Annotated in this window: 25 protein-coding genes; 9 read left to right on the top strand and 16 right to left on the bottom strand. The window is 66.0% G+C overall.

Going from position 1 to position 23,794, the window contains the following annotated elements; all coding sequences use genetic code 11:
* Positions 1–9: 9 nt before the first annotated feature.
* Positions 10–351, bottom strand: coding sequence for an ATP-dependent Clp protease adapter ClpS (clpS, locus tag BoBH3_RS12345; RefSeq protein ID WP_262331197.1), 342 nt, complete (start codon positions 349–351; stop codon positions 10–12).
* A 361-nt stretch (positions 352–712) separates the two neighbouring features.
* Here clpS and kdsA point away from each other — a divergent pair, with 361 nt between their 5' ends.
* Both kdsA and BoBH3_RS12355 read left to right on the top strand, forming a co-directional pair.
* The gene (gene kdsA / locus BoBH3_RS12350) at positions 713–1,579 is read left to right on the top strand and encodes a 3-deoxy-8-phosphooctulonate synthase (protein WP_262331079.1); all 867 of its coding nucleotides are present in this window, start codon (positions 713–715) and stop codon (positions 1,577–1,579) included.
* Positions 1,572–2,792, top strand: coding sequence for an MFS transporter (locus tag BoBH3_RS12355; RefSeq protein WP_262331080.1), 1,221 nt, complete (start codon positions 1,572–1,574; stop codon positions 2,790–2,792). Before kdsA ends, BoBH3_RS12355 begins: the two co-directional genes overlap by 8 nt.
* Positions 2,793–2,802: 10 nt before the next feature.
* On the opposite strand, the gene queF is transcribed toward BoBH3_RS12355, so the two are convergent.
* Entirely contained in the window at positions 2,803–3,258 is a 456-nt protein-coding gene (gene queF, locus BoBH3_RS12360) for a preQ(1) synthase (RefSeq protein WP_262331081.1), read from the bottom strand.
* Between the two features lie 216 nt (positions 3,259–3,474).
* On the opposite strand from queF, the gene BoBH3_RS12365 reads away from it, so the two are divergent.
* From BoBH3_RS12365 to BoBH3_RS12375, 3 genes are all read left to right on the top strand, one after another.
* Entirely contained in the window at positions 3,475–3,705 is a 231-nt protein-coding gene (locus BoBH3_RS12365) for a hypothetical protein (RefSeq protein ID WP_262331082.1), read from the top strand.
* Between the two features lie 287 nt (positions 3,706–3,992).
* Positions 3,993–5,276, top strand: a complete 1,284-nt coding sequence (gene eno, locus BoBH3_RS12370) for a phosphopyruvate hydratase (protein ID WP_262331083.1) — start codon at positions 3,993–3,995, stop codon at positions 5,274–5,276.
* A 136-nt stretch (positions 5,277–5,412) separates the two neighbouring features.
* On the top strand, positions 5,413–6,357 hold the full coding sequence (locus tag BoBH3_RS12375) for a DMT family transporter (RefSeq protein ID WP_262331084.1): 945 nt from the start codon (positions 5,413–5,415) through the stop codon (positions 6,355–6,357).
* Here BoBH3_RS12375 and BoBH3_RS12380 read toward each other — a convergent pair.
* From BoBH3_RS12380 to BoBH3_RS12390, 3 genes are read right to left on the bottom strand one after another with little or no spacing between them, the layout of a single operon-like run.
* Positions 6,302–7,123 (bottom strand): hypothetical protein, encoded by an 822-nt coding sequence (locus BoBH3_RS12380; RefSeq protein ID WP_262331085.1) that lies wholly within the window; start codon positions 7,121–7,123, stop codon positions 6,302–6,304. The genes BoBH3_RS12375 and BoBH3_RS12380 overlap by 56 nt on opposite strands.
* A complete protein-coding gene (gene tgt / locus BoBH3_RS12385; protein WP_262331086.1) occupies positions 7,120–8,283 on the bottom strand; it encodes a tRNA guanosine(34) transglycosylase Tgt in 1,164 nt (387 codons plus the stop codon). Before tgt ends, BoBH3_RS12380 begins: the two co-directional genes overlap by 4 nt.
* 42 nt (positions 8,284–8,325) lie before the next feature.
* Positions 8,326–8,679, bottom strand: a complete 354-nt coding sequence (locus tag BoBH3_RS12390) for an ArsC family reductase (protein ID WP_262331087.1) — start codon at positions 8,677–8,679, stop codon at positions 8,326–8,328.
* 128 nt (positions 8,680–8,807) lie between these two features.
* On the opposite strand from BoBH3_RS12390, the gene BoBH3_RS12395 reads away from it, so the two are divergent.
* Positions 8,808–9,374: a phosphoribosyltransferase family protein gene (locus tag BoBH3_RS12395; protein WP_262331088.1), complete on the top strand. Its 567-nt coding sequence runs from the start codon at positions 8,808–8,810 to the stop codon at positions 9,372–9,374.
* A gap of 109 nt (positions 9,375–9,483) precedes the next feature.
* Here BoBH3_RS12395 and BoBH3_RS12400 read toward each other — a convergent pair whose 3' ends face one another.
* The 5 genes from BoBH3_RS12400 to BoBH3_RS12420 form a co-directional block, all read right to left on the bottom strand.
* Positions 9,484–10,188 carry a glutathione S-transferase N-terminal domain-containing protein gene (locus BoBH3_RS12400; protein WP_262331089.1) on the bottom strand — a complete coding sequence of 235 codons (705 nt, stop codon included), beginning with the start codon at positions 10,186–10,188 and terminating at the stop codon, positions 9,484–9,486.
* Between the two features lie 114 nt (positions 10,189–10,302).
* Positions 10,303–10,857, bottom strand: a complete 555-nt coding sequence (locus BoBH3_RS12405; RefSeq protein ID WP_262331090.1) for a 2'-5' RNA ligase family protein — start codon at positions 10,855–10,857, stop codon at positions 10,303–10,305.
* Positions 10,858–10,995: 138 nt separating this feature from the next.
* Positions 10,996–11,304: an I78 family peptidase inhibitor gene (locus BoBH3_RS12410; RefSeq protein ID WP_262331091.1), complete on the bottom strand. Its 309-nt coding sequence runs from the start codon at positions 11,302–11,304 to the stop codon at positions 10,996–10,998.
* A 104-nt stretch (positions 11,305–11,408) separates the two neighbouring features.
* Entirely contained in the window at positions 11,409–12,977 is a 1,569-nt protein-coding gene (guaA, locus tag BoBH3_RS12415) for a glutamine-hydrolyzing GMP synthase (protein ID WP_262331092.1), read from the bottom strand.
* Positions 12,978–13,026: 49 nt separating this feature from the next.
* Positions 13,027–14,325 carry an RsmB/NOP family class I SAM-dependent RNA methyltransferase gene (locus BoBH3_RS12420; protein ID WP_262331093.1) on the bottom strand — a complete coding sequence of 433 codons (1,299 nt, stop codon included), beginning with the start codon at positions 14,323–14,325 and terminating at the stop codon, positions 13,027–13,029.
* Positions 14,326–14,504: 179 nt separating this feature from the next.
* On the opposite strand from BoBH3_RS12420, the gene BoBH3_RS12425 reads away from it, so the two are divergent.
* Together BoBH3_RS12425 and BoBH3_RS12430 are read left to right on the top strand one after the other, a co-directional pair.
* Complete coding sequence (locus BoBH3_RS12425) at positions 14,505–14,645, top strand: hypothetical protein (RefSeq protein ID WP_262331094.1); 141 nt, start codon at positions 14,505–14,507, stop codon at positions 14,643–14,645.
* Positions 14,646–14,830: 185 nt separating this feature from the next.
* Complete coding sequence (locus tag BoBH3_RS12430) at positions 14,831–15,991, top strand: glycerophosphodiester phosphodiesterase (protein ID WP_262331095.1); 1,161 nt, start codon at positions 14,831–14,833, stop codon at positions 15,989–15,991.
* A 76-nt stretch (positions 15,992–16,067) separates the two neighbouring features.
* Here BoBH3_RS12430 and BoBH3_RS12435 read toward each other — a convergent pair whose 3' ends face one another.
* From BoBH3_RS12435 to BoBH3_RS12460, 6 genes are all read right to left on the bottom strand, one after another.
* Positions 16,068–16,343, bottom strand: a complete 276-nt coding sequence (locus tag BoBH3_RS12435) for a hypothetical protein (protein WP_262331096.1) — start codon at positions 16,341–16,343, stop codon at positions 16,068–16,070.
* 110 nt (positions 16,344–16,453) lie between these two features.
* Positions 16,454–17,170, bottom strand: a complete 717-nt coding sequence (locus BoBH3_RS12440) for an amino acid ABC transporter ATP-binding protein (RefSeq protein ID WP_262331157.1) — start codon at positions 17,168–17,170, stop codon at positions 16,454–16,456.
* Positions 17,171–17,267: 97 nt separating this feature from the next.
* Positions 17,268–18,647: an amino acid ABC transporter permease gene (locus BoBH3_RS12445; RefSeq protein ID WP_262331097.1), complete on the bottom strand. Its 1,380-nt coding sequence runs from the start codon at positions 18,645–18,647 to the stop codon at positions 17,268–17,270.
* Between the two features lie 10 nt (positions 18,648–18,657).
* Entirely contained in the window at positions 18,658–19,854 is a 1,197-nt protein-coding gene (locus BoBH3_RS12450) for an amino acid ABC transporter permease (protein ID WP_262331098.1), read from the bottom strand.
* A gap of 98 nt (positions 19,855–19,952) precedes the next feature.
* Positions 19,953–20,975: an amino acid ABC transporter substrate-binding protein gene (locus BoBH3_RS12455; protein WP_410050588.1), complete on the bottom strand. Its 1,023-nt coding sequence runs from the start codon at positions 20,973–20,975 to the stop codon at positions 19,953–19,955.
* 175 nt (positions 20,976–21,150) lie between these two features.
* Complete coding sequence (locus BoBH3_RS12460; protein WP_262331099.1) at positions 21,151–22,173, bottom strand: amino acid ABC transporter substrate-binding protein; 1,023 nt, start codon at positions 22,171–22,173, stop codon at positions 21,151–21,153.
* 298 nt (positions 22,174–22,471) lie between these two features.
* Between BoBH3_RS12460 and metC the strand changes: the two genes are divergently transcribed.
* The gene (gene metC, locus BoBH3_RS12465) at positions 22,472–23,662 is read left to right on the top strand and encodes a cystathionine beta-lyase (RefSeq protein WP_262331100.1); all 1,191 of its coding nucleotides are present in this window, start codon (positions 22,472–22,474) and stop codon (positions 23,660–23,662) included.
* Positions 23,663–23,794: the final 132 nt, after the last annotated feature.

The following is a 23,794-nucleotide window of genomic DNA, read 5'->3' on the forward strand; positions in this document are numbered from 1 at the left end:
GGCCCAAGGCTACTTCTTCTCCATCACGCATTGCAGCGGGTGCATGTGCTTGCGTGCCAGATCCATGACGAGCGTGACCTTGGTCTCGGCGACCTCGTAGGTGAAGACGCCGCATTCGCCGACGCCGTTCTGATGCACATGCATCATGATGCGGGTGGCTTCGGCGCGGTCCTTGTTGAAGAACCGCTCCAGAACGTGAACGACGAACTCCATCGGCGTGTAGTCGTCGTTCAGCAGCAGGACGCGATAGAGGTTCGGCTTGCGGGTCCGGGTGCGGGTCAACACCGCCGTGCCAGAGCCCTCGCGGCCACCGTCCGCGGGAGGGCCGGCGCGCCGCGGACGATCGGCCATGACGAACTCGGCCGTGCCCGCCCCAAGGAGCGACACGGAAACGGCCCGCATTGCTGTACCCTCGTCTGCCTGCATCTCGTCCGCCTGCGCCGTCACCACAAAAAACCGATCCACCCGATCCTGCATTCCCACCCGAGATAGTGCTTCGCTCCTGAATTTACAGACCTCGATCCCGCTCCGCCAGCCCGTTCGACGCCTGCGCACCAAACTCTTCGCCGCAGGGCGAGCGATTTTATGGCAATGGCTGCCGAGGCTTGCGCGAGCCCGTGCTTTTGCGGCATGGCCGCCCTCCGGCCGCCGCGACTTGACCCGTCCGTAGCTGCGCAGACATAAGCCGCGGCATCTGGACAAGGAAACCGCCATGAATCCCAAGGCCGTCGTCACCATCGGCGCGGATCTCGCCCGGCCGGTTCGCTTCGGGAATGCGCTGCCGCTTTCCCTGATCGCCGGCCCCTGCCAGATGGAAAGCCGCGACCATGCGCTCGAATGCGCGATGGCGCTCAAGGAGATTGCGGCTGCGCTCGACATCGGGCTCGTCTTCAAGACCTCCTTCGACAAGGCCAACCGGACCAGCGTGAAGGGCCAGCGCGGCATGGGGCTCGCGGCAGCCCTGCCCGTCTTCGCGGAGATCCGCGAGCGCACCGGCCTGCCGGTCCTGACCGACGTGCATGATGCGGGCCAATGTGCGCCGGTCGCAAAGGTCGTCGATGTTCTGCAGATCCCCGCCTTCCTCTGCCGCCAGACGGATCTGCTCGTGGCGGCAGCCGAGACCGGCCGGGTCGTCAACGTCAAGAAGGGCCAGTTCCTGGCGCCCTGGGACATGGTCAACGTCGCCGCCAAGGTGACCGAGAGCGGCAACGACAACGTGATGCTGACCGAGCGCGGCGCCTCCTTCGGCTACAACACGCTGGTCACGGACATGCGCTCCCTGCCGATCATGGCCGAGATCGGCGCGCCGGTGATCTTCGACGCGACCCATTCCGTGCAGCAGCCGGGCGGCAAGGGCTCTTCCAGCGGCGGCCAGCGCGAATTCGTGCCGGTGCTGGCGCGGGCGGCCGTCGCGGTGGGCGTTGCCGGCGTCTTCATCGAGACGCATCCCGACCCGGACCGGGCCCCCTCCGACGGGCCCAACATGGTGCCGCTGTCGCAGTTCAAGGACCTTATCGCCGAGCTGCAGGCCTTCGACCGCCTCGCCAAGAACCGGATGGCCGCCGCAGCCCATGTCTGAACCGGTTTCCGAGCCCGCATCCCAGCCGGGCCCGGCCGGCGGCGACAATCTCCACCTGCTGATCCCGGTCCTCGGGCTCTGCGGCTTCGCCTCGACCTTCACCATGCGGCTCGTCGACCCGCTGGTGCCGACGCTCGCGGCCGAGTTCGGCCAGAGCGTCCATCAGATCGCATTCCTGGTGACGGCCTTCTCCGGCTGCTACGCGCTCGGCCAGCCCTTCCTCGGCCCGATCGCCGATTCCATCGGCAAGCTTCGCAGCATAACGTTCTGCCTCGCCGGTCTCAGCGTGATGTCGGCGCTCGCCGCCTTCGCGCCCGAGTTCTGGATGCTGCTCGTCCTGCGCGCCGCGGCAGGGGTGATGGCCGGCGGCGTCATCCCGGCGGCCATGGCCGCCATAGGTGACCGTGCGCCGATGGCCGAACGGCAGATCATGCTCGGGCGCTTCCTCGTCATCATGATCATCGGGCAAATGACGGGAGCGACCTTCTCCGGCATCGTGTCGGACCATATCGGCTGGCGCGCCGTGCTTGTCATCGCGGCGGCGATCGCTGCCGGCGGCGCGCTGACAGTGCGGCTGGCGCTGAAGCCGCGCCCGGCCGCGAACCGCCCGCCGCTCAGCCTGTCCGGCGCCATCGAGAGCTACAGGGCCGTCTTCAGCAACCCGCGCAGCATCCTGCTCTACCTGATCGTGCTGGTGGAGGGAGCGCTGGTCTTCGGCCTGCCGCCCTTCGTCGCCGCCATCCTGCACGAGCGCTCCGGCGTCGGCGCCTCGGAGGCGGGGCTGGTGATCGGCGCGCTCGGCCTGGGCGGGCTGTTCTACGGCATGTTGACGCGCATCCTCGTGCAGCGTGTCGGCCCGCGCCAGATGATGCGCTATGGCGGCGTCGCCATGGGGCTCGGCTATATGGCCTTCTCCGTGCCGGGGCCTTGGTGGACGGCGTTCGGCCTGTTCCTGCTGACCGGTTTCGGCTTCTTCCTGCTGCACGGCACGTTCCAGGCGCAGGCGACCGAGCTCGCGCCGACGGCGCGTGGCTCGGCCATGGCGCTGTTCGCCGGCTTCTTCTTCATGGGCCATGCCACCGGGCCGCTCGCCGCTGGCGGATTGCTGCATGTGCTCGGGACACAGGCCGCGATCGTGGTGATCGGTCTCTGCATCGGAGTGCTCGGCCTGCTGTCGCCGTGGCTGCTGCCGCCGCTCGGCTCGCGGACCTGAGCGCCGGCCCTTATCGGCCGCGATAGGGCGCCACGCCCTGATCGGGCAGCCAGAGCCCCTTTGGCGCCTCGCCCGTCTGCCAGAAGACGTCGATCGGAATGCCGCCGCGCGGATACCAGTAGCCGCCGATGCGGAACCATTCCGGCTCCAGCAGCTCGACCAGCTTCTTGCCGATGCCGACGGTGCAATCCTCGTGGAAGGCGCCGTGATTGCGGAAGGAGCCGAGATAGAGCTTCAGGGACTTCGACTCCACCAGCCATTGCCCCGGCAGGTAATCGATCACCAGGATGCCGAAATCGGGCTGTCCGGTCACAGGGCAGATCGAGGTGAATTCCGGGCAGGTGAAGCGGGCGAGATAGGATGTGCCGGCATGGGGATTGGGCACGCGGTCGAGCCGGGCTTCCTCAGGCGAGGCAGGCAAGGCGCTGCTCTGGCCGAGCTGCAGGGTGGAGGCATCGATGGCCATGGGGAGATACTCCTGTTTGCGCGGCTTCTAGAGCATGCCGGCTTCGCCGTCATGCCCCGGATTTGCCGGCGGGACGTCCGAAGTATCCCGTGAACGCCAGGTCGAATACCGCCACAATTCGCGTCAATATTGAGCGATCTTTCACACGCTTCCTTGCCGGAGACGCCGCATCTTCTAGCCCGACTTCAATCATAATCTGGCGCACAAGAACGCTCTATGATCATTGCGGGCATCCTGTTCCTGGCAGGCCTTCTCATTGGCCTGTCCCGCGGCTATCCGGCCATCATCGCCGCGAGCGCCGTCGTAACCCTTGTTGCCTTCCCGACCTGGCTGATCCGCGGCGAGCTCGACCTGTTCCGGGTGCTCGTCTGGATCGGTTACATCTTCGCGTTGCAGGCCGGCTTCATGCTCGGTGGCTATCTCGGCCTGCGCGAAGGCGAAGACTGATCACCAGAGCCAGACGGCGCGCCCCGCGAACAGGTTGAGGCCCACCCACCACGCGACGGTCAGGATGACCCAGAACAGGACAGCGGCAAGAGAGGGCCGAGGGCGCATAGACATATTCTGCAACATGATCGTTTCCCGGTGGGGCTATGGGCGCAAACCCGCCGGAAAAGCCGCAAGCGAAGGGCCAACCGTGCCTTGCCTGGCTCCGGAATGCGGATTGAGACTTTCCCCGCCACGGCCAGGAAGCTAGAAGCGCTTCGAGCCAACTCGCCTCCCCGGAGCCTGACATGACCGCGATCATCGACATCATCGGACGCCAGATCCTCGATTCCCGCGGCAACCCGACTGTGGAGGTCGATGTCGTGCTCGAGGACGGCTCGATGGGCCGTGCCGCCGTTCCCTCCGGCGCCTCGACCGGCGCGCATGAAGCTGTCGAGCTGCGAGACGGCGACAAGAGCCGCTATCTCGGCAAGGGCGTGCTGAAGGCCGTGAATGCGGTCAATGTCGATATCGCCGAGGCCATCGTCGCCATGGACGCCGAGGACCAGACCGCCATCGACCAGACGATGATCGAGCTCGACGGCACGCCCAACAAGTCCAAGCTCGGCGCCAACGCCATCCTCGGCGTCTCGCTCGCCGTCGCCAAGGCCGCCGCGGAGGCCGCCGGCCTGCCGCTCTACCGCTATGTCGGCGGCACCTCGGCCCGCGTCCTGCCGGTGCCGATGATGAACATCGTCAATGGCGGCGCGCATGCCGACAACCCGATCGATTTCCAGGAATTCATGGTCATGCCGGTCGGCGCCACCTCCTTCGCCGAGGGGCTGCGCATGGGCTCCGAGATCTTCCACACGCTGAAGAAGAAGCTGCACGACGCCGGCCACAACACCAATGTCGGCGACGAGGGCGGCTTCGCGCCGAACATCAAGTCCGCGGAAGCCGCGCTCGACTTCGTCATGCAGGCGATCGAGGCCGCCGGCTACCGCCCGGGCGAGGACGTCGCTCTGGCGCTCGACTGCGCCGCGACCGAGTTCTTCAAGGACGGCTCCTATGTCTATGAAGGCGAGCGCAAGACGCGCGATCCCAAGGCGCAGGCCAAGTATCTCGCCAAGCTCGTCGGCAACTACCCGATCGTCTCGATCGAGGACGGCATGGCCGAGGATGACTGGGAGGGCTGGAAGGCCCTGACCGACCTCGTCGGCGCCAAGTGCCAACTCGTCGGCGACGACCTCTTCGTCACCAACGTCACGCGCCTCTCGCAGGGCATCAAGTCCAAGACGGCCAACTCCATCCTGGTCAAGGTCAACCAGATCGGCTCGCTGACCGAGACGCTGGCCGCCGTCGAGATGGCGCAGCGCGCCGGCTACACCGCCGTGATGTCGCATCGCTCGGGCGAGACCGAGGATTCGACCATCGCCGACCTCGCCGTCGCAACGAACTGCGGGCAGATCAAAACCGGCTCGCTCGCCCGCTCCGACCGGACGGCGAAGTACAACCAGCTCCTGCGCATCGAGGAGGAACTCGGCACGCAAGCGATCTATGCCGGCCGTGGCGCGCTGAAGGCCCTGGCCTGACCCATATTCCGCCTCGGCTCGTCATGCGCATCGCGCATAGCGGGCCGAGGCGGAGCCGGCTCGCTGCACCGCAACGCGAGGGCGCCATGCGCGCCGGCCCGTAACGGCGGGGGCCAGCCGGGGCTAGACAGGGGCGATGGACCAGCGCGCGCCTGCACCGCACAAGACCCAGGCCGAGCTGGCCGATGGCAGGTTGCGCCTGAAGCGGCGGCTGGCCGTCGCCGGCATGCTGTTCAGCGTGGTGATCTTCGGCTCCAATTTCGCGATCAGCCGCCACGCCGTCCTGCACGGCCTGACACCCTATGACCTGCTGGCGGTGCGCTTCGCGATGGCGGGCACGCTGCTGCTGCCGCTGTTCCTGAAGCCGGGCCTTTCCAGCTGCGGCGGGGTCGGCTGGAAGCGCGGCTTCCTGCTCTTCGCCTCGAGCGGGTTCCCGATGACCTATCTGATGCTGACCGGCCTCACCATGGCGCCCGCAGCGCATGGGGCCACGATCGGCCCCGGCACCGTCACCGTCATCGGCATCGTCGGGTCGGTGATGCTGTTCGGCGCGGCGCTGACACGCAACCTGCTGATCGGCATCGGCGGCGTGGTGGCGGGGCTCGCCTGCCTCGCCATAGCCGGCACGACGGGCGCAAACGCCAGCACGCTGCGTGGGGACCTGATGTTCCTCGGCGTCGGGCTGCTCTGGGGTTTCTATCCGCTGATGATCCAGCTCTGGAAGGTCGACGGCCTGCGCGCAACGGCCGTCGTCTCCGTGCTGTCGCTGATCTGGCTGCCGATCTACTTCCTGTTCTTCTTCCGCGGCTTCGACATCGCGCCCTGGTGGGTGCTGCTGTTCCACGCGGTCTATCAGGGCGTGCTCAACGTCATCGTCGGGCTTTGGATCTGGGGCTGGTCTGCCCATGTGCTCGGACAGACCGTCGGCCGCTTCCCGCCGCTGATCCCGGTGACCGGCACGCTGCTGGCGATCCCCGTCCTCGGCGAGATCCCCACCTCGCTTCAGCTCGTCGGCATCGTGCTGATCATCGGTGGGCTGTTCGTCGCCTCGTGGCGCCGGCCGGTGCGCGCCGCGCCCTGAGGCCCATCAGCCCAAGATTCCAGACGACGCTGATCAGGAGGCCGATGAGCAGGGCCGGCCAGGAGCCGAGAGGCATGGCTGCGGCATGGACGGCGGCGAGCGCCAGCCCGAAGCCCATCAATCCCAGGGCGCTGTTGGCGACGATCGCGGCCATGGCAGGACCGCCGATCAGCGGCTGCAGCATCGCGATGAGGCTGGAAAAAACCACCGGCAGCGCCGCCAGCGTGCCGGACCAGCCGGAGCCGACATGGGAACTCGCCACGGTAACGGTGCCCGCCAGGAGGGCGACGCAGCCTGCTCGCAACGGGATAGCATACCAGAGACGCGCGGGCGGCGCCGCTGGCCGGATCTCGAGGTAGGGGCGGAACAGGCGGTGGAGTCCACCATAGGCAAGGATCGTGGCGAGGATGATCGCCACAGCCGGCAACTGCACGAAACGCAGCGCCGTCGCAACAACGGCCCAGAGCGCCAGCGCGGCTCCCAGGGAAAGCATCGCGCCATGGCGCTGCGCCATCAGCACATGGACGAGTACCATGCTGGCGGTCGCCAGATTGGCGCCCATGCTCGCGAGTACGGCCTGGGACAGGAAGGCGGCATCATGATCCAGCGCGAGGAAGACCAGCACCGGCCCGATCGAAATCGGCAAGGTCGCGATCATGGCGGCCAGCAGCGGCCCCGAGCGCTCGGCAATCACTGAGCAGCCGACGACGATGCCCGCCGCCGTGGTCATCTTGACGAGGAGCAGGCCAAGCCAGGGGTCGTTCACGCCGGCTCGCCCCGCTCCCAGCCTTCTTTCGTCTCGGCGATGAAATCGGTGAGCCTGCCGGCTGCGATCGCTGCGCGCAGGCCCGCCATCAGCTCCTGATAATAGGCCAGGTTCACCCAGGTCAGCAGCATCTTGCCAAGCATCTCCTCGGCCTTGACGAGGTGGTGCAGATAGCCGCGCGACCAGTCCCTCGCCGCCGGGCAAGAGGATTGCTCGTCGATCGGGCGCGGGTCCTCGGCGTGCTTAGCGTTCTTGAGGTTCATCCGGCCGAAGCGCGTGAAGATCTGGCCATGGCGGCCGGCGCGGGTCGGCATCACGCAGTCGAACATGTCGATGCCGCGCGCGACGGCCTGGACGATGTCGTCCGGCGTGCCGACGCCCATCAGATAGCGCGGCTTCTCCTGCGGAAGATGCGGCTCCACCGCCTCGATCATCGCCAGCATGATCTCCTGCGGCTCGCCGACGGCAAGGCCGCCGACGGCATAGCCCTTCAAATCCATGGCGGCGAGTTCGCGGGCGCTCTCCACGCGCAGATGCGGCACCGCCCCGCCCTGGACGATGCCGAACAGGGCGCGGCCGGGATGGTTGCCGAAAGCCGCCTTGCAGCGCTCGGCCCAGCGCAGCGAAAGGCGCATCGCCTTCTCGGCGACCTTGTCCTCGCAGGGGAGCGAGACGCACTCGTCGAGCTGCATGACGATGTCGGAGCCGAGCAGGTTCTGGATCTCGACCGAGCGCTCGGGGCTGAGCATGTGCTTCGAGCCGTCGATATGCGACTGGAAGGTCACCCCCTCCTCGGTCAGCTTCCTGAGCTGCGACAGCGACATCACCTGGAAGCCGCCGGAGTCCGTCAGGATGGGGTGCGGCCAGTTCATGAACTTGTGCAGGCCGCCGAGCTTCGCGACCCGTTCCGCGCCCGGGCGAAGCATCAGGTGATAGGTGTTGCCGAGCACGACATCGGCGCCGAGCGCCCTCACCTGCTCGGGATACATGCCCTTGACGGTCGCGGCGGTGCCGACCGGCATGAAGGCCGGCGTGCGGATGACGCCGCGCGGCATCCTGATCTCGCCGGTGCGCGCGGCGCCGTCGCGAGCGGCGAGATGGAAGCTGAAATCGGTCGTCGCGGCGGTTTCCGGCTGCGCGATCTGAGGCTGTGCGGTCATGGCCTGCGAGGTAGAGCAGCGCAGGCCATTAGGGAAGAGGCTTCACCCCTTCGCCACCGCCGCCTCGTAGATCTCCGGCTTGAAGCCGACCAGCGTCCTGCCTTGACCCATATCGAGCACCGGGCGCTTGATCATCGAGGGCTGGGCCAGCATCAGCGCGATGGCCCTGGCCGCGTCGAGCCCCTGCTTCTCGAGATCCGGAAGCGCGCGGAAGGTGGTGCCGGCGCGGTTCAGCACCGTCTCCCAGCCATGCTCCTTCACCCATCGCTCAAGCGAGGCCTTGTCGATGCCGCTCGCCTTGTAGTCATGGAAGGCGTGGGAGACGCCATGGCCATCGAGCCAGTTGCGCGCCTTCTTCATCGTGTCGCAGTTCTTGATGCCGTAGATCGTAATCATCGCGCCTTCGCCAGGTTCGGCCTGAAAATCGTCGCGCCCGCCGCCAGACTGTCATCGGGGTTTGTCAGTTGCCCCGCAAACAGGCATGAGTTGACGGGGGACATCGTCGGATTCGGGCAGCAGATAGCATGGATACCGTCTCGGCCTCTGCGCAGAATGCGCCGACTGCCACTGCTTTTCCACACCGCCGCTGGAAGGACCACCCGGTCGTCGGCATCGATTTCCCCGATGCGGCGACCTTCACCTGCGACGGCCGCTGGATGCGGACGGCCTGCGAGGCGCTGGCGGCCCAATTGAGCCCGCAGACCGATCTTCTCGGAGGGATCGACATCGGCGGCATCGGCTTTGCGGGCGCGCTGGCGCTGCGGAACGGCCTCGGCTTCATCGATATCCGCAAGGTCAGCTCGATCCGGGCCGGCGTCATCCGCAACCTCGCCGCCAATTACGAGCTCGGAGACGGCGTCGCCCTGTCGAAGGGCTATGATTTGGCCGGGCGGCACGTCACCATCATCGACGACTGCCTGATCTCAGGCGGCACCGCGCTGGCAACGGCGCAGTTACTCCGCCGCCTCGGCGCACATTGCATGCAGGCGCTCTTCATCTTCGAACTGGAGGGGATGGGCGGCCGGGAGCGGCTCGCCCCATGCGGCATGTCGGTGCATGCGCTGGAAAAGCTGGCGCCGGTCGAGCGCTAGAGTATTCCCAGCGACGCTCCACACCGATTCGCGCAAACGCATGCGCCAATACGGATGGGCACCCCTCCCCGCGCCTCGGAGAAACGCGGAGACGGTCAAGCCGCGCAACTCAGGGGCGCTTCGGGCTGTCGAGGCCGCGCTGTACAGCGGGGCGGGACAGGCAGCGCTCCAGCCAGATCGGCACATGAGTCAGGCTGGCATAGTCGACGAGTTCGCCCGCGCCGTAGAAGCCGACAAGATTGCGCACCCAGCCGAGCATGGCGATGTCGGCGATGGTGTATTCGTCCCCCATCACCCAGGTGTGGGTGCCGAGCCGGCCTTCCAGCACGCCGAGCAGGCGCTTGCTCTCGCTGGCGTAGCGATCCCGCGGGCGCTTGTCCTCGTATTCGCGGCCCGCGAACTTATGGAAGAAGCCGAGCTGGCCGAACATCGGGCCGAGCGACGCCATCTGGAAGAAGACCCACTGGATCGTCTCGTAGCGTCGCGCCGGGTCCTGAGGCAGGAGCTTGCCGGTCTTCTCGGCGAGATAGAGCAGGATCGCGCCCGACTCCCACAGGCCAAAGGGCTTTCCGGCCGGCCCGTTCGGATCGATGATCGCCGGGATCTTGCCGTTCGGGTTGAGCGAGAGGAATTCCGGCCCCCAGGTCTCGTTCTTGCCGATGTCGATCAGATGCGGCTCGTAGGGCAGTTCGAGCTCCTCCAGCGCGATGGAGACCTTCACGCCGTTGGGCGTCGGCAGCGAATAGAGCTGGATGCGGTCGGGATGGCTGGCAGGCCAGCGCTTGGTGATCGGAAATGCGGAGAGATCGGCCATCGGGGGCTCCGGTTGAATCGGAAGAGCTTCGGGGCAGGACGATAGAGCCGGGCGCGTCCAATGCAACGGGAGGCCCCGCCCATGGCTGCAAGCCCGCCTTGCGTGACTGCATGATCAGCCTTGGAGCGGCCAGCGGTCGAGGATTTCGTAATCCTCCCTCCGGACACTGCGGATCAGGACGAATTCGGTCGCTAGCCAGCTTAGCGGCCGCACGCGGACCGGCGGAACGAGCCGGTGATCGTAAAGAAGCGTCAGATGAGGTTGACCGGACACCCGCCGGCCTAGGAAACCCGCCGCACGCATCTCTCGATCGAGCGCATCGTGGAGCCGATGGGCTCCGACGACCGTATCGCGGCCCGTCATGACGAGCGCCTTCTTATCCGCTCGTTGGGAGAAGCTCGCGACCTCATCGAAGGTCAGTTTGAATGCTGTCTGCCTGACGCGTGGCGCGGCCCGGCGCATGAGCGCTAGGCCCTGTCCATCGGGCTCTACGACAGCCGACCAGCCCCACAGTGAAACATGATACTTGTTGGTGCGCGGGCGGCCCGCGAGCTCGAACCAGTGTATGAGCGCCTTCGCCATACGATCGGCGGCAGCCGTTGCAGCGGGATCCGGCAGAAGCGCAAAAAAATAGTTCGCGCGTTCGGAAGGCCCGGCATCGCGTTCCATCGCGGCCTCCATCGACGGTAGACGGTCGCGAAAGCATAAAAGAACAAAATAAGAACAAACGCAATCATCGCGTTCGCTGCCGTGCGAGGTTCCGCCGTCCTGTGCCTCACTGCACGCAAGCGCGGGAGGCAGCCCGGCCTATCCGCAGAAGGCGCGCAGGATCTTGCCGGTTTTCGGATCGGTTTCGATGGTCACGCGCTCCTGCCGGAAGTCCATCGTCACAGGCTGTCCCGGCTTGATCTGGCGCACGAGGGGGGCGCCGGTGATCTGCATGGCCTGTTCATCGGTGACGCGGTCCTTGCCCGCGAGCGTCTCAGCCGCGTCGCGCCGGCAGAGGCCGGGCGCAGCGCCGGTTTGTGACTGCGTCGTTTCGCTCTGACAGGCCGCCAGGACCACACCAGCCAATATCAGTGCCCCGACGGGCAACAACTTCGCATCGAACGGCAAGGCAGCTCCCTTCCCTGAAACCCAGATGTCATTCCGCAACTCCCCTAAGGGATGATGCGGCATAACGAAGGTCAGACTAGGCGGGCGTGCTGGCGCGTCCGACCTCACTCCCACTCGATCGTGCCTGGGGGCTTGCTCGTCACGTCGTAGACGACGCGGTTGATGCCCTTGACCTCGTTGATGATGCGGGTCGCAGCGCGGCCGAGGAAATTCATGTCGAAGGGATAGAAATCCGCCGTCATGCCGTCGACCGAGGTCACGGCGCGCAGCGCGCAGACATGGTCATAGGTGCGGTAGTCGCCCATCACGCCGACGGTGCGCACCGGCAGCAGCACGGCGAAGGCCTGCCAGATCACGTCGTAGAGGCCCGCCTTGCGGATCTCGTCGAGATAGATCGCATCCGCCTTGCGCAGGATGTCGAGCTTCTCCCTGGTGATCTCGCCGGGGCAGCGGATGGCGAGGCCCGGCCCTGGGAAGGGATGGCGGCCGACGAAGGCCTCGGGCAGGCCGAGCTCGCGGCCGAGTACGCGGACCTCGTCCTTGAACAGCTCACGCAGCGGCTCGACCAGCTTCATTTTCATGCGTTCGGGCAGGCCGCCGACATTGTGGTGGCTCTTGATGGTGACCGAGGGGCCGCCGCTGAACGAGACGCTCTCGATCACGTCCGGATAAAGCGTGCCCTGCGCCAAGAAATCCGCGCCGCCCAGCTTGGCGGCCTCGGCATCGAACACGTCGATGAACAGCCGGCCGATGGTCTTGCGCTTGGCTTCCGGGTCAGCGCCGCATTTGGCGAGTTCGGAGAGGAAAAGCTCTTCGGCCTCAACATGGACGAGCGGGATGTTGTAGTGATCGCGGAACAGGCGCACGACCTCCTCCGCCTCGTTCATCCGCATCAGCCCATGGTCGACGAACACGCAGGTGAGCTGGTCGCCGATCGCCTCGTGGATCAGCACTGCCGCCACGGCAGAGTCGACGCCGCCGGAGAGACCGCAGATGACCCGGCCGGTGCCGACCTGCTCCTTGATCTTCTTCTGCATCTCGGCGCGATAGGCCGACATGGACCAGTCCGGCTGGCAGCCGCAGATGTTCACGACGAAATTGCGCAGCAGCTTGCCGCCATCCGGCGTATGCACGACCTCGGGGTGGAACATGGTGGAGTAGAAGCGCCGCGCCTCGTCGCTCGCCACGGCGTAAGGCGCGTTCTCGGAGGTCGCCTTGACGGTGAAGCCCGTCGGGAGCTGCGTGACGCGGTCGCCGTGGCTCATCCAGACTGGGTAACGACCGCCCTCTTCCCAGATGCCCTCGAACAGCGCCGAAGGCGTTACGATCTCGACATCGGCCCGGCCGAATTCGGCGGCATGCCCGCTCTCGACCTTGCCGCCGAGCTGCTCGGCCATGGTCTGCTGCCCGTAGCAGATGCCGAGGATCGGCAGGCCGGTCGAGAAGACCTCCTGCGGGGCGCGGGGCGAGTTTGCGTCCGGCACCGAGGCCGGGCCGCCGGAGAAGATGACGCCCTTGGGCTTCATCCGCCGGAAGGCTTCGGAAGCGGACTGGAACGGTGCGATCTCGCAGTAGACGCCGATCTCGCGGATACGGCGCGCGATGAGCTGGGTCACCTGCGAGCCGAAATCGATGATGAGGATGGAGTCGTGATGGGGCTGAGCGCTCGTCATCGCGTTCCGTTAATGGATCGCGATGATGCGCGCAACGGGCGCCAGCGCCTCAATCCCCGCGCCTGAGGCAGGCCAGATAGAACCCGTCCGTGCCGGTCCGCCGCGGCGAGAGCTGCAAGCCGAATTCGGTGGCGAAGCGGGCGAGCAGCGAGAAGTCGCTCTCGGCCCCCTTCAGCACGTCGACCGGCGCGACGGGCGCGAAGCCGGGATGGCGGGCGAGGAAGGCGCGGATGGCCTCGTCATTCTCTTCCGGCAGCACGGAGCAGGTGATGTAGGCGATGCGTCCGCCCGGCTTCACCAACTTGGCGGCGCGCGCCAGCACTTCGGCCTGGTCCTTGATGCGCTCGGCAAGCGCGCCGGGGCGCACGCGCCATTTCGCATCCGGGTTGCGCCGCCAGGTGCCGGAGCCTGTGCAAGGTGCGTCGACCAGCACGAGATCGGCCTGGCCCGCGATGTCGGCGAACGGCTCGTGGCCGCGCGAGCGGGGAATGCGGACCTCGACGATGCCGGCACCCGAGCGCGCCACCCGGTCATGCAGCGGGGCAAGGCGGCGGCTGTCGAGATCGGTGGCGTAGAGGCTGCCGCGATTGGACATCAGCGCCGCAAGCGCGAGTGTCTTGCCGCCTGCCCCGGCGCAGAGATCGATCACCGTCTCGCCGGGTTTCGCGCCGGCCAGCAGCGTGACGAGTTGCGAGCCCTCGTCCTGGATCTCGAAGGCGCCGGCGAAGAAGCCGGGCTCGGTCTGCAGGGAAGGCCCGCGCCCGTCATGGCCGGGCTGAAAGCGCAACGCATCCGGCGACCATGGGCCCTGCTCCGGCTGGAGATGGGAGAGGTCCTCGAGCACGGCATCGCGGCTCGCCTTGAGGCGGTTGACGCGCAGGTCGACCGGCGCGCGGGCAGCGAGCGCCTGCCCCTCGGCCACGGCCGCCTCACCGAAGGCGGCTTCGAAGGATGGCCAGAGCCATTCGGGGACATCGGCTTGCACATGGCCGGGCGCATCATCGCTCGAAAAGACCGTGAGAAGCGCCGTCTCATCCTCGCTCAACGGCGCAGGCGCGTGGTTTTCGCCGGAGCAGAGCGCCTCGATCTCGGACACGGCCATGCCGCGCAGCCCTGCCAGCATGCCCAGCACGAGCGCGCGCGGCGTCTCGGAAGCCATCGCATGGGCGGAGGAGGCCTTGCGCCTGAGCGCGTCATAGACCAGCGAGGCGATGGCCGCGCGGTCCTTGGAGCCGGCGAAACGCCGCGACAGGCCCCAGTCCTTCAGCGAATCGGCCGCCGGCCGGCGTCGCTCGATGATGTCCTGCAGCACCTCGATGGCGGCGCTGATCCGGGCGGCTGGGGTCATGATAGCTGGTTTCCTGGCTGCCCGGCGGGTCCGGCGCCTCGAGGCGAATGAATGATGCTTTCGACCGGTTCAAACATGACGCAGGGACATGGAGGCCACTGCGGCATGCTCTTGACGCGGTCGTTTCACAAGCGGCAAGACGATGCAACCGCATGTCGCGGCCACTGAGGTATCCACATATGAAAAGCGCCAGCCGCATCGTCATCCTGAGCCTCTTCGCCATCGGTCTCGCCGCCTGCGCGACCCAGGCCCAGCAGGACCTCACGCCGCCAGCCTCCAAGCGCCTCGACGCCAAGACGACGCTCGAGACCCGCCGCTGAGCCAGCGCTGGCGCGGGCCGTTCCGGGAAGCCGGACGGCCCGTGCGCAGGAGCCGCAGCCGCATCCGCGTGCCGGCTTCAAATTTCGAAGTATCCGCCCGACGCCGGTTCGTGCAGGATGCTTCATGGGGGTGTCACAGGCCCCGACCTATTTTGCACGCCTTTCCGCGAGCCGAGGTCAAAACCATGACAAGATCCTTCCTTCTCTCGACATCGCTTTTCGCTGTCGTCGCCCTGCAGCCGCTGACGGCCCTCGCCCAGCCCGCACCGACACTTTCCGGCCAGAAGCCCCTCGTCGTCGCGCATCGCGGCGCGAGCGGCTACCTGCCCGAGCACACGCTGGAAGGCTACAAGCTCGCGATCGAGCAGGGTGCGGACTTCATCGAGCCCGACCTGGTTTCGACGAAGGACGGCGTGCTGATCGTGCGCCATGAACCGATGCTGAGCGGCACGACGGATGTCGCCGCGCGGCCCGAATTCGCCAACCGCAAGATCACGCGCAAGGTCGACGGCATCGACACCGCCGACTGGTTCGCCAACGACTTCACCCTGGCCGAGATCAAGACGCTCAAGGCGAAGCAGGCCTTCGCCGACCGGGATCAGTCGCATAACGGCAAATACGCGATCCCGACCTTCCAGGAGGTGATCGACCTCGCCAAAGCCGAGAGCGCCCGCACGGGCCGCACGATCGGCATCTATCCCGAGACCAAGCACCCGACCTATCACGCCGCGCTCGGCCTCGCCTTCGAGGACAAGCTCCTCGACATGCTCAAGGCCGCCGGCTGGACCGAGAAGACCTCGCCGGTCTTCATCCAGAGCTTCGAGACCGCCAATCTCAAATACCTGCGCGGAAAGACGCAGCTGCGCCTCGTCCAGCTCGTCGATGGCGACGGCGTCGACAAGGACGGCAAGGTCACGCTGGAGGCGCCTTTCGACCGGCCGTACGACTTCGCGGTGCTCGGCGACAAGCGGACCTTCCAGGACATGCTCTCGCCCGAAGGGCTGAAAGAGATCGCGACCTATGCCGACGGCGTCGGCCCCTGGAAGCCCTATCTGATGGGCGCCAAGCAGACGATCGGCGCCGATGGCAAGCCGCAGGATCTCAACGGGGACGGGGCGATCGACGAGCGCGACCGGACGCTGATCGCGCCGACGAGCGTCGTGAAGGATGCCCATGCGGTCGGTCTGCTCGTCCACAGCTGGACCTTCCGCAGCGAGCCGAAGCGCCTCGCCTCGACCTACAAGGGCGATGCAGGGGCCGAGTACAAGGCCTTCTTCGCGCTCGGCATCGACGGGCTGTTCTCGGACTTCCCCGATCAGGCCGTGAAGGCGCGCAACGCGCAATAGGCAATATCGGAAAAGCGAAGGCCCGCGATGCAATGCGCCGCGGGCCTTCGCCTATCGGATTTGGGCCTTGGCCCGATCAGTCGCAGACGCGCGTCGTGCGCCTCACCGTGCCGCGCGGGGTCTCGCGCTCGGTGGTTACCGTTCGGCAATCGTCGCCACGGTAATTGGCGCGCCGCCATTCGCGCTCGCGCATGCGCTCGTGGCGCTCATGACGCATCTCGCGATCCATCGCCCGCTCGTGCGGGGTGCGCGTATCGACGCTGACTCCGCCCGGACCGACATTGATCGACTGGGCATAGGCTCCGCCGCCCAGCGTGAGAGCGGCGATCAGGACAGGAACAAACCGTTTCATCGTGGATCCTCCATTCCCGCCAAAAACGGCTCAGGGGAGGATTCGTTCCGCAACGACGAAGCGCGCCGGCCCAGGCCGACGCGCTTGCAATGGTACGGAGCAGGCTTCGCTCAGTGCAGGATCTGGCTGAGGAAGAGCTTGGTGCGCTCGTGCTGGGGGTTCTTGAAGAACGCGTCGGGGGTGTTCATTTCGACGATCTGGCCGGCGTCCATGAAGATGACGCGGTCGGCGACCTGGCGAGCGAAGCCCATCTCGTGGGTGACGCAGAGCATGGTCATGCCCTCGTCGGCCAGCGAGACCATGGTGTCGAGCACCTCCTTGACCATCTCCGGGTCGAGCGCCGAGGTCGGCTCGTCGAACAGCATGATCTTGGGGCTCATGCACAGCGAGCGGGCGATCGCCACGCGCTGCTGCTGGCCGCCCGAGAGCTGGCCCGGATATTTCAGCGCCTGCTCGGGGATCTTGACGCGCTTGAGATAGTGCATCGCGATCTCCTCGGCGTCCTTCTTGGGCATCTTCCTGACCCAGATCGGCGCCAGCGTCAGGTTCTCCAGGATCGTCAGATGCGGGAACAGGTTGAAGTGCTGGAACACCATGCCGACGTCGCGCCGGATCTCGTCGATCTTCTTCAGATCGTTGGTCAGCTCCGTCCCGTCGACGATGATCTGGCCCTTCTGGTGCTCTTCCAGACGGTTGATGCAGCGGATCATCGTCGACTTGCCCGAGCCCGACGGGCCGCAGATGACCAGCTTCTCACCGCGAGACACCTTCAGGTTGATGTCGCGCAGCACGTGAAACTCGCCATACCACTTGTTGACGCCGATCATCTCCACCGCCGTCGCCGTGTTCAGCGAAGTCGGCTTCAGCGCCGCGGGACGGGAGTCGGTCGTCTTGGTTTCTGCCAGTGCCATGGTCTTGGTCCTCTCAACGTTTCTGGCCGGCGGCTAGGCGCTTCTCGACCGCGACTGAATAGCGCGACATGCCCCAGCAGCACAGGAAATAGAAGATAGCGGCGAAGGCATATCCTGTCCCTCGCGTGGTCGGCGTCGCCCAGGTCGGGTCGACCAGCGTCGCCTCGATGGTGCGCAGGAAGTCGAAGATGCCGACGATGGCGACCAGCGTCGTATCCTTGAACAGCCCGATGAAGGTGTTGACGATGCCCGGGATGACGATCCGAAGCGCCTGCGGCAGGATGATGAGGCGCATCATCTGCCAATAGCCGAGGCCGAGCGACATCGCGCCCTCGTACTGCCCCTTCGGGATCGCCTGCAGGCCGCCGCGCACCACCTCCGCCATATAGGCAGCGGCGAAGACGGCGACACCAATCAGCGGCCGCAGCAGCCGGTCCGGCGACCATTCCTGTGGCACGAAGAGCGGCAGCATGGTGTTGGCCATGAAGAGCACGGTGATGAGCGGGACGCCGCGCACGAACTCGATGAAGATCACCGAGAGAAGCTGGATCGCCGGCAGGCGCGAGCGCCGGCCGAGCGCCAGCAGCACGCCGAGCGGCAGGGAGAAGACGATACCGACAGCAGAGATCAGCAGCGTCACCATGACGCCGCCCCACAGCCCGGTATCGACGCGCGGCAGGCCCACCTTTTCATCCAGCACGGCGAGCAGGCCGAACACGACCATCGCGATCAGGATCAGGCGCTTTGGCCGGTAGAAGCGCTGCCAGGGCGGCATTGCCTCCTCGACGCCGAGCTGTCCCTCGCCGATCCAGAACTTGATCAGCGACGGCTTGAAGGACAGCACGAGATAGACGACGGCCAGCGCGAAGGTCGCCAGGATCAGGAAGCGCAGGAAGCCCTCCGCCCGGTCGCCGCCGAGCAGCAGGATGAAGGCGCTGGCCGGCAGGATGACGAAGAAGAAGAAGACGCCGACCTTCTTGAGCGGCGCACGGTTCCAGAGCAACCAGACCACGCCCAGCGCGAACATTGCGAAGACGATGTTCACCCGCCAGCGCTCGCTGACCGAATAGGAACCGTAGATGAAATATTGCACGCGATCGGCCACATAGGCCCAGCAGGCGCCGACTGGCCGACCGACCTTGTCGGCCAGGCAGGCGTCGCGATTGCTGCCGGTCCAGACCGCATCGATCAGATAGAAGCGGATCATATCCGGGACGGTGTCGATCACCAGATAGATGCCGATCAGCGTCAGGATGCTGCTCAGCGGGCTGGAGAACAGGTTCGTCCGGATCCACGCCAGCGGCCCGGCCACGGAAAGCGGCGGGGCTTCCTGCGGCAGCGTGTCCTTCCGAACGAAGGAGTAGGGTGCGTTTTCGAGTGTCGCGTCGGTCATCGCCCCCTCCTCACCGTTCCACCAGCGCCATGCGCTTGTTGTAGATGTTCATGAAGAAGGACGTCACCAGCGAGATCGTGAGATAGACCGCCATGGTTATCGCCACGACCTCGACGGCCTGACCGGTCTGGTTCAGCACGGTGCCGGTGAAGACCTGGACGAGGTCGGGATAGCCGATCGCGACTGCCAGAGACGAGTTCTTGGTCAGGTTGAGATATTGCGAGGTCAGCGGCGGGATGATGACGCGCATCGCCTGCGGGATGACGACGAGCTTCAGCGTCGGCCCCGAGCGCAGGCCGAGCGCGTTGGCCGCCTCGGTCTGGCCCTTCGACACCGCCAGGATGCCGGCGCGGACCACCTCGGCGATAAAGGCCGCGGTGTAGGTCGAGAGGCCAACCAGGAGCGCCACGAACTCCGGGAAGATCTGCATGCCGCCGGTGAGGTTGAAGCGGCCCTGCTGCGGATAGTCGAAGGAGAGAGGCTGGCCGACGAGAAAGAAGACGACGAGCGGCACGCCGAGGACCAGCGCCAGGGAGATCCAGCCATTGTGATACTGCCTGCCGGTCTTCGCCTGCTGGCCGCGCGCCCAGATGAAGAAAGCGATCGCCGCGGCGACGGCGATGAGGAAGGCGATGACCACCACTTCGAAGGCCGGCCCGAATTGCGGGCTCGGCAGGATGATACCGCGGTTGTTGAGATAGATGCTGCCCGGCAGATGAATGGAGTTGCGCGCATCGGGCAGCGGCTTCAGCACCGCGTTGTACCAGAAGAAGAGCTGGAGCAGCAGCGGCAGGTTGCGGATGACCTCGACATAGATGGTCGCGAGCTTGGCCACGACCCAGTTATGCGAGAGCCGCCCAACGCCGACGAGGAAGCCGAGAACGGTGGCGAAGACGATGCCGAGGGCGGCGACGAGCAGCGTGTTCAGCAGGCCGACGAGGAAGGCCTGACCGTAGGTCGAGCCGCTCGATGCGGAAAACGGGATCAGCTTCTGGTTGACGTCGAAGCCTGCGGGATTGTGCCAGAAGCCGAAGCCGGACGCGATCTTCTGCGCCCGCAGGTTCTCGATGGCGTTGGACGCGGCGGACCAGATCAGGAAGCCGACGATGGCCAGCAGAGCGATCTGGTAGAAATACCCCCGGATCTTCGGATCGTAGAGCAGGGAAGCCCTGCCCGGTTCTCTCGCATCGCTGGGAGTGCTCGCCACGTTTTACGCCCTTTTTTCGTTATGGTGGTGTCGGGTCCACCGGCGGAGGCCGCCGGTGGTCTTTTCATCGCGAGTTGCGGAGCCGCGAAGATCGCGGATCAGCGGATCGGCGGCGCGTATTGCAGGCCGCCCTTGGTCCAGAGTGCATTGAGGCCGCGGGCGATCTTGAGCTGCGAGCCCGCGCCCACGTTGCGCTCGAAAGATTCACCGTAGTTGCCGACGAGTTTGACGATGCGGTAGGCCCAGTCGTTGGTCAGGCCCAGCGCCTCGCCGAACTTGCCCTCGGTGCCGACGAAGCGCTTGATCTCGGGATTCTCCGATTTCAGCATCTCGTCGACATTGGCCTTGGTGATGCCGAGTTCCTCGGCGTTAAGCTGGGCGTTGAAGCTCCACTTGACGATGTCGAACCACTGATCGTCGCCATGACGCACGACCGGGCCGAGCGGCTCCTTCGAGATGATCTCGGGCAGGACGATGTGATCCGTCGGAACCTGGAGCTTCAGGCGCTCGGCATAGAGGCCAGAGGAGTCGGTGGTGAAGGCGTCGCAGCGACCGGACTCATAGGCCTTGATCGTCTCGTCGGAGGTGCCGAAAGCGACGACCTCGTACTTCATCTTGTTGGCGCGGAAGTAGTCGGCGAGGTTGAGCTCGGTCGTGGTGCCCTGCTGGGTGCAGACCGAGGCGCCGGCGAGCTTGAGAGCCGAGTCGACGCCGAGCTTCTTGCGGACCATGAAGCCCTGGCCGTCATAGTAGTTGACGCCAGCGAAGTTCAGGCCGAGCGACGTGTCGCGCGAGAGCGTCCAGGTGGTGTTGCGCGAGAGCAGATCGACCTCGCCCGACTGCAGCGCCGTGAAGCGGTCCTTCGAGGACAGCGGCACGAACTTGACCTTGCTCGGGTCGTTGAAGATGGCGGCGGCGATGCTGCGGCAAAGGTCGACATCGAGCCCGCTCCAATTGCCCTGGGCATCGGGAATACCAAAGCCGGCGAGGCCGGGGCCGACGCCGCAGGTGACGCTGCCCTTGCTCTTGATCTGGGCCAGCGTCCCCGACTGCGCCTGCGCTCCGCCGGCACAGGCCACAGTGGCGGCCACGGCGAGCGTAGCGGCAAAAAACATCTTCATCTGTCGATCCCCTATTGGCGGAACGGGTTGATCCCGTCCTCAATCCGCTAGCAAGTCCCGGACCACTCCCTATGGCCGCGTCATTCTCCTTTGGTGGCGCTTCCTGCCCCCTTCGGCGTTGCGCCTGCGAAACAAAAGAGGCGCGGGAGTTGCCTCCCGCGCCCTTGTCATGATCTCAACGAACCGGCGGGGCGTATTGCAGGCCGCCCTTGGTCCAGAGCGCATTCTGGCCGCGCGCGATCTTGAGCAGCGAGCCCTGGCCGACATTGGCCTCGAAGGATTCGCCGTAGTTGCCGACGAGCTTGACGATGCGGGCAGCCCAGTCCGGGGTCAGGCCGATCTGCTCGCCGAACTTGCCCTCGGTGCCGAGCAGGCGCTTGACCTCGGGGTTCTCCGACTTGAGCTGGGCGTCGAGATTAGCCTTGGTCACGCCGAGTTCCTCGGCGTTCAGCATGGCGAAGCCGACCCACTTCACGAGGTTGAACCACTGCGGGTCGTTGTTGCGCACGGACGGGCCGAGCGGCTCCTTGGAGATGATCTCCGGCAGAACGATGTGCTCATCCGGGTTCGTCAGCTTGAGGCGCTCGGCGTAGAGGCCCGAGGCGTCGGTCGTGAAGGCGTCGCAACGGCCGGAATCATAGGCCTTGACCGTCTCGTCCGAGGTGGCGAAGGCGACGACTTCGTACTTCAGGTTGTTGGCGCGGAAGTAGTCGGCGAGGTTGAGCTCGGTGGTGGTGCCCTGCTGGGTGCAGACCGAGGCGCCGGAAAGCTGCAGCGCCGAGTTCACGCCGAGCTTCTTGCGGACCATGAAGCCCTGGCCGTCATAGTAGTTGATGCCGGTGAAGAGCAGGCCGAGCGAAGCGTCGCGCGTCATCGTCCAGGTCGAGTTGCGGACCAGGACGTCGATCTCGCCCGACTGGAGCGCGGTGAAGCGGTCCTTGGCCGAAAGCGGGATGAACTTGACCTTCGAGGCATCGTTGAAGATCGCCGCAGCGATGGCGCGGCAATAATCGACGTCGAGACCCTTCCAGGTGCCCTGCGCATCCGGAACGCCGAAGCCGGCGAGGCCGGTGTTGGAGCCGCAATTGAGCATGCCGCGCTGCTTGACCTGCGCGAGCGTCGCCTGCGCCGAAGCCGCCGTCGCGGAAATGGCGAGGCCCAAACCTGCCGCAATGGCGGCTGCTACCAATTTCTTCATCGCTACTCTCCCGTTGAAACTTGTTTCCGGCCTGTGCCGGAAGCCATCCCGGTCTCGCCGCCAATGGCGTTTTCGCCGATCGGTCAACCTGCGCTGCTCGGCTGCGCTATTCTGCGCAGTTCACTTTGCAATTGTGCGGCGCCCCCTTGATTGCAGTCGATTGCCAGAGCAACCCATGAGCGTCAAGCAACCGCCATCCACCCCCGGCGCCCCTTGTCCACCGCATACATCACATGCGACTTTGTAGGGGCTGGTCAAGCCTGACCGCATTTCTCCCCTTCCTCAGACGTGCCGTTCGATGAAAAAGCTGTCTTCGCCTGAATTCGCTCGCCTCGACGAGCGCACGCGTCTCGTTCTCGCCGGCCGCGACCCCACAGACAGCTACGGCTTTGTCAATCCGCCCATCGTACGAGGCTCCACGGTCATCTATCAGACCACGGAGGACTTCCTCGTACGCAAGGCGCGCTACACTTACGGGACCAACGGCAATCCGACGCTCGACGCGCTGGAGGCTGCGGCCAACACCATCGAGGGCGGCGCCGGCGTCGTGGTGACGCCGACGGGGTTGCTGGCCTGCACCCTGCCTTTCCTCGCCTTCCTCTCGGCGGGGGATCACGTTCTGGTGACGGACAGCGTCTATCGCCCGACGCGCAACTTCTGCGATTCCATGCTGCCGCGCCTGGGCATCGAGGTCACCTATTACGACCCGCTCATTTGTGAGGGCATCGCCGCTCTATTCAAGCCCAATACCAAGGCCATCTGGACCGAAGCGCCGGGTTCGCAGACCTTCGAGATGCAGGACATCCCGGCGATCGCCGCCGCCGCCAGGGAGCGGGGGATCCTGACGATGATGGACAACACCTGGGCCTCGCCGCTCTATTTCGACAGCCACAAGCTCGGCGTCGACATCTCGGTGCAGGCCGGGACGAAATACTATGCGGGCCATTCCGACGTGCTGATCGGCACCGTCTCGGGCCGCACGCCGGAGCTCTACCGGACGCTGCGCAAGTGCTGGGAGACGCTTGGCATCTTCGTCGCGCCCGAGGACGCCTTCCTGACGCTGCGCGGCATGCGCACCATGGCGATCCGCCTGAAGGAGCAGATGCCAGCCGGCATCGAGATGGCGAAATGGCTCCAGGCCCGTCCCGAAGTCGCCAGAGTGATGCATCCCGCCCTGCCGGAAGATCCGGGCCATGCGATCTGGAAGCGCGACTTCACCGGCGCCTCCTCGCTCTTCGCGATCGAGCTGAAGCCGGTTTCGATGAAGGCCGTTGCGGCGATGCTGGACAATCTCACCCTGTTCGGGATGGGCGCGTCCTGGGGCGGCTATGAGAGCCTGGTGCTGCCTTTCGACTGCCGCCCCTACCGCACGGCGACGACTCCGGGCTACGAGGGCCCGACAGTGCGCATCCATATCGGGCTGGAGGCTCTCGACGACCTCAAGGCCGATCTGGATGCCGGCTTCGCCCGGCTGCGCGCGGCAAGCTGAAACGGTCAGCGAAGCCGGCACGGAACCACGCCCTCATTCCGAGGCTAACGAAGAAGGGGCCGCATCGCTGCAGCCCCTTTTTTCATTGCGCTGTGTTCATGGGTTCCGGGCTCAGGCCCTCGTGCCCCGGAA

The sequence above is a fragment of the Allobosea sp. BH3 genome, from assembly GCF_025499465.1.
Lineage (GTDB): Bacteria > Pseudomonadota > Alphaproteobacteria > Rhizobiales > Beijerinckiaceae > Allobosea.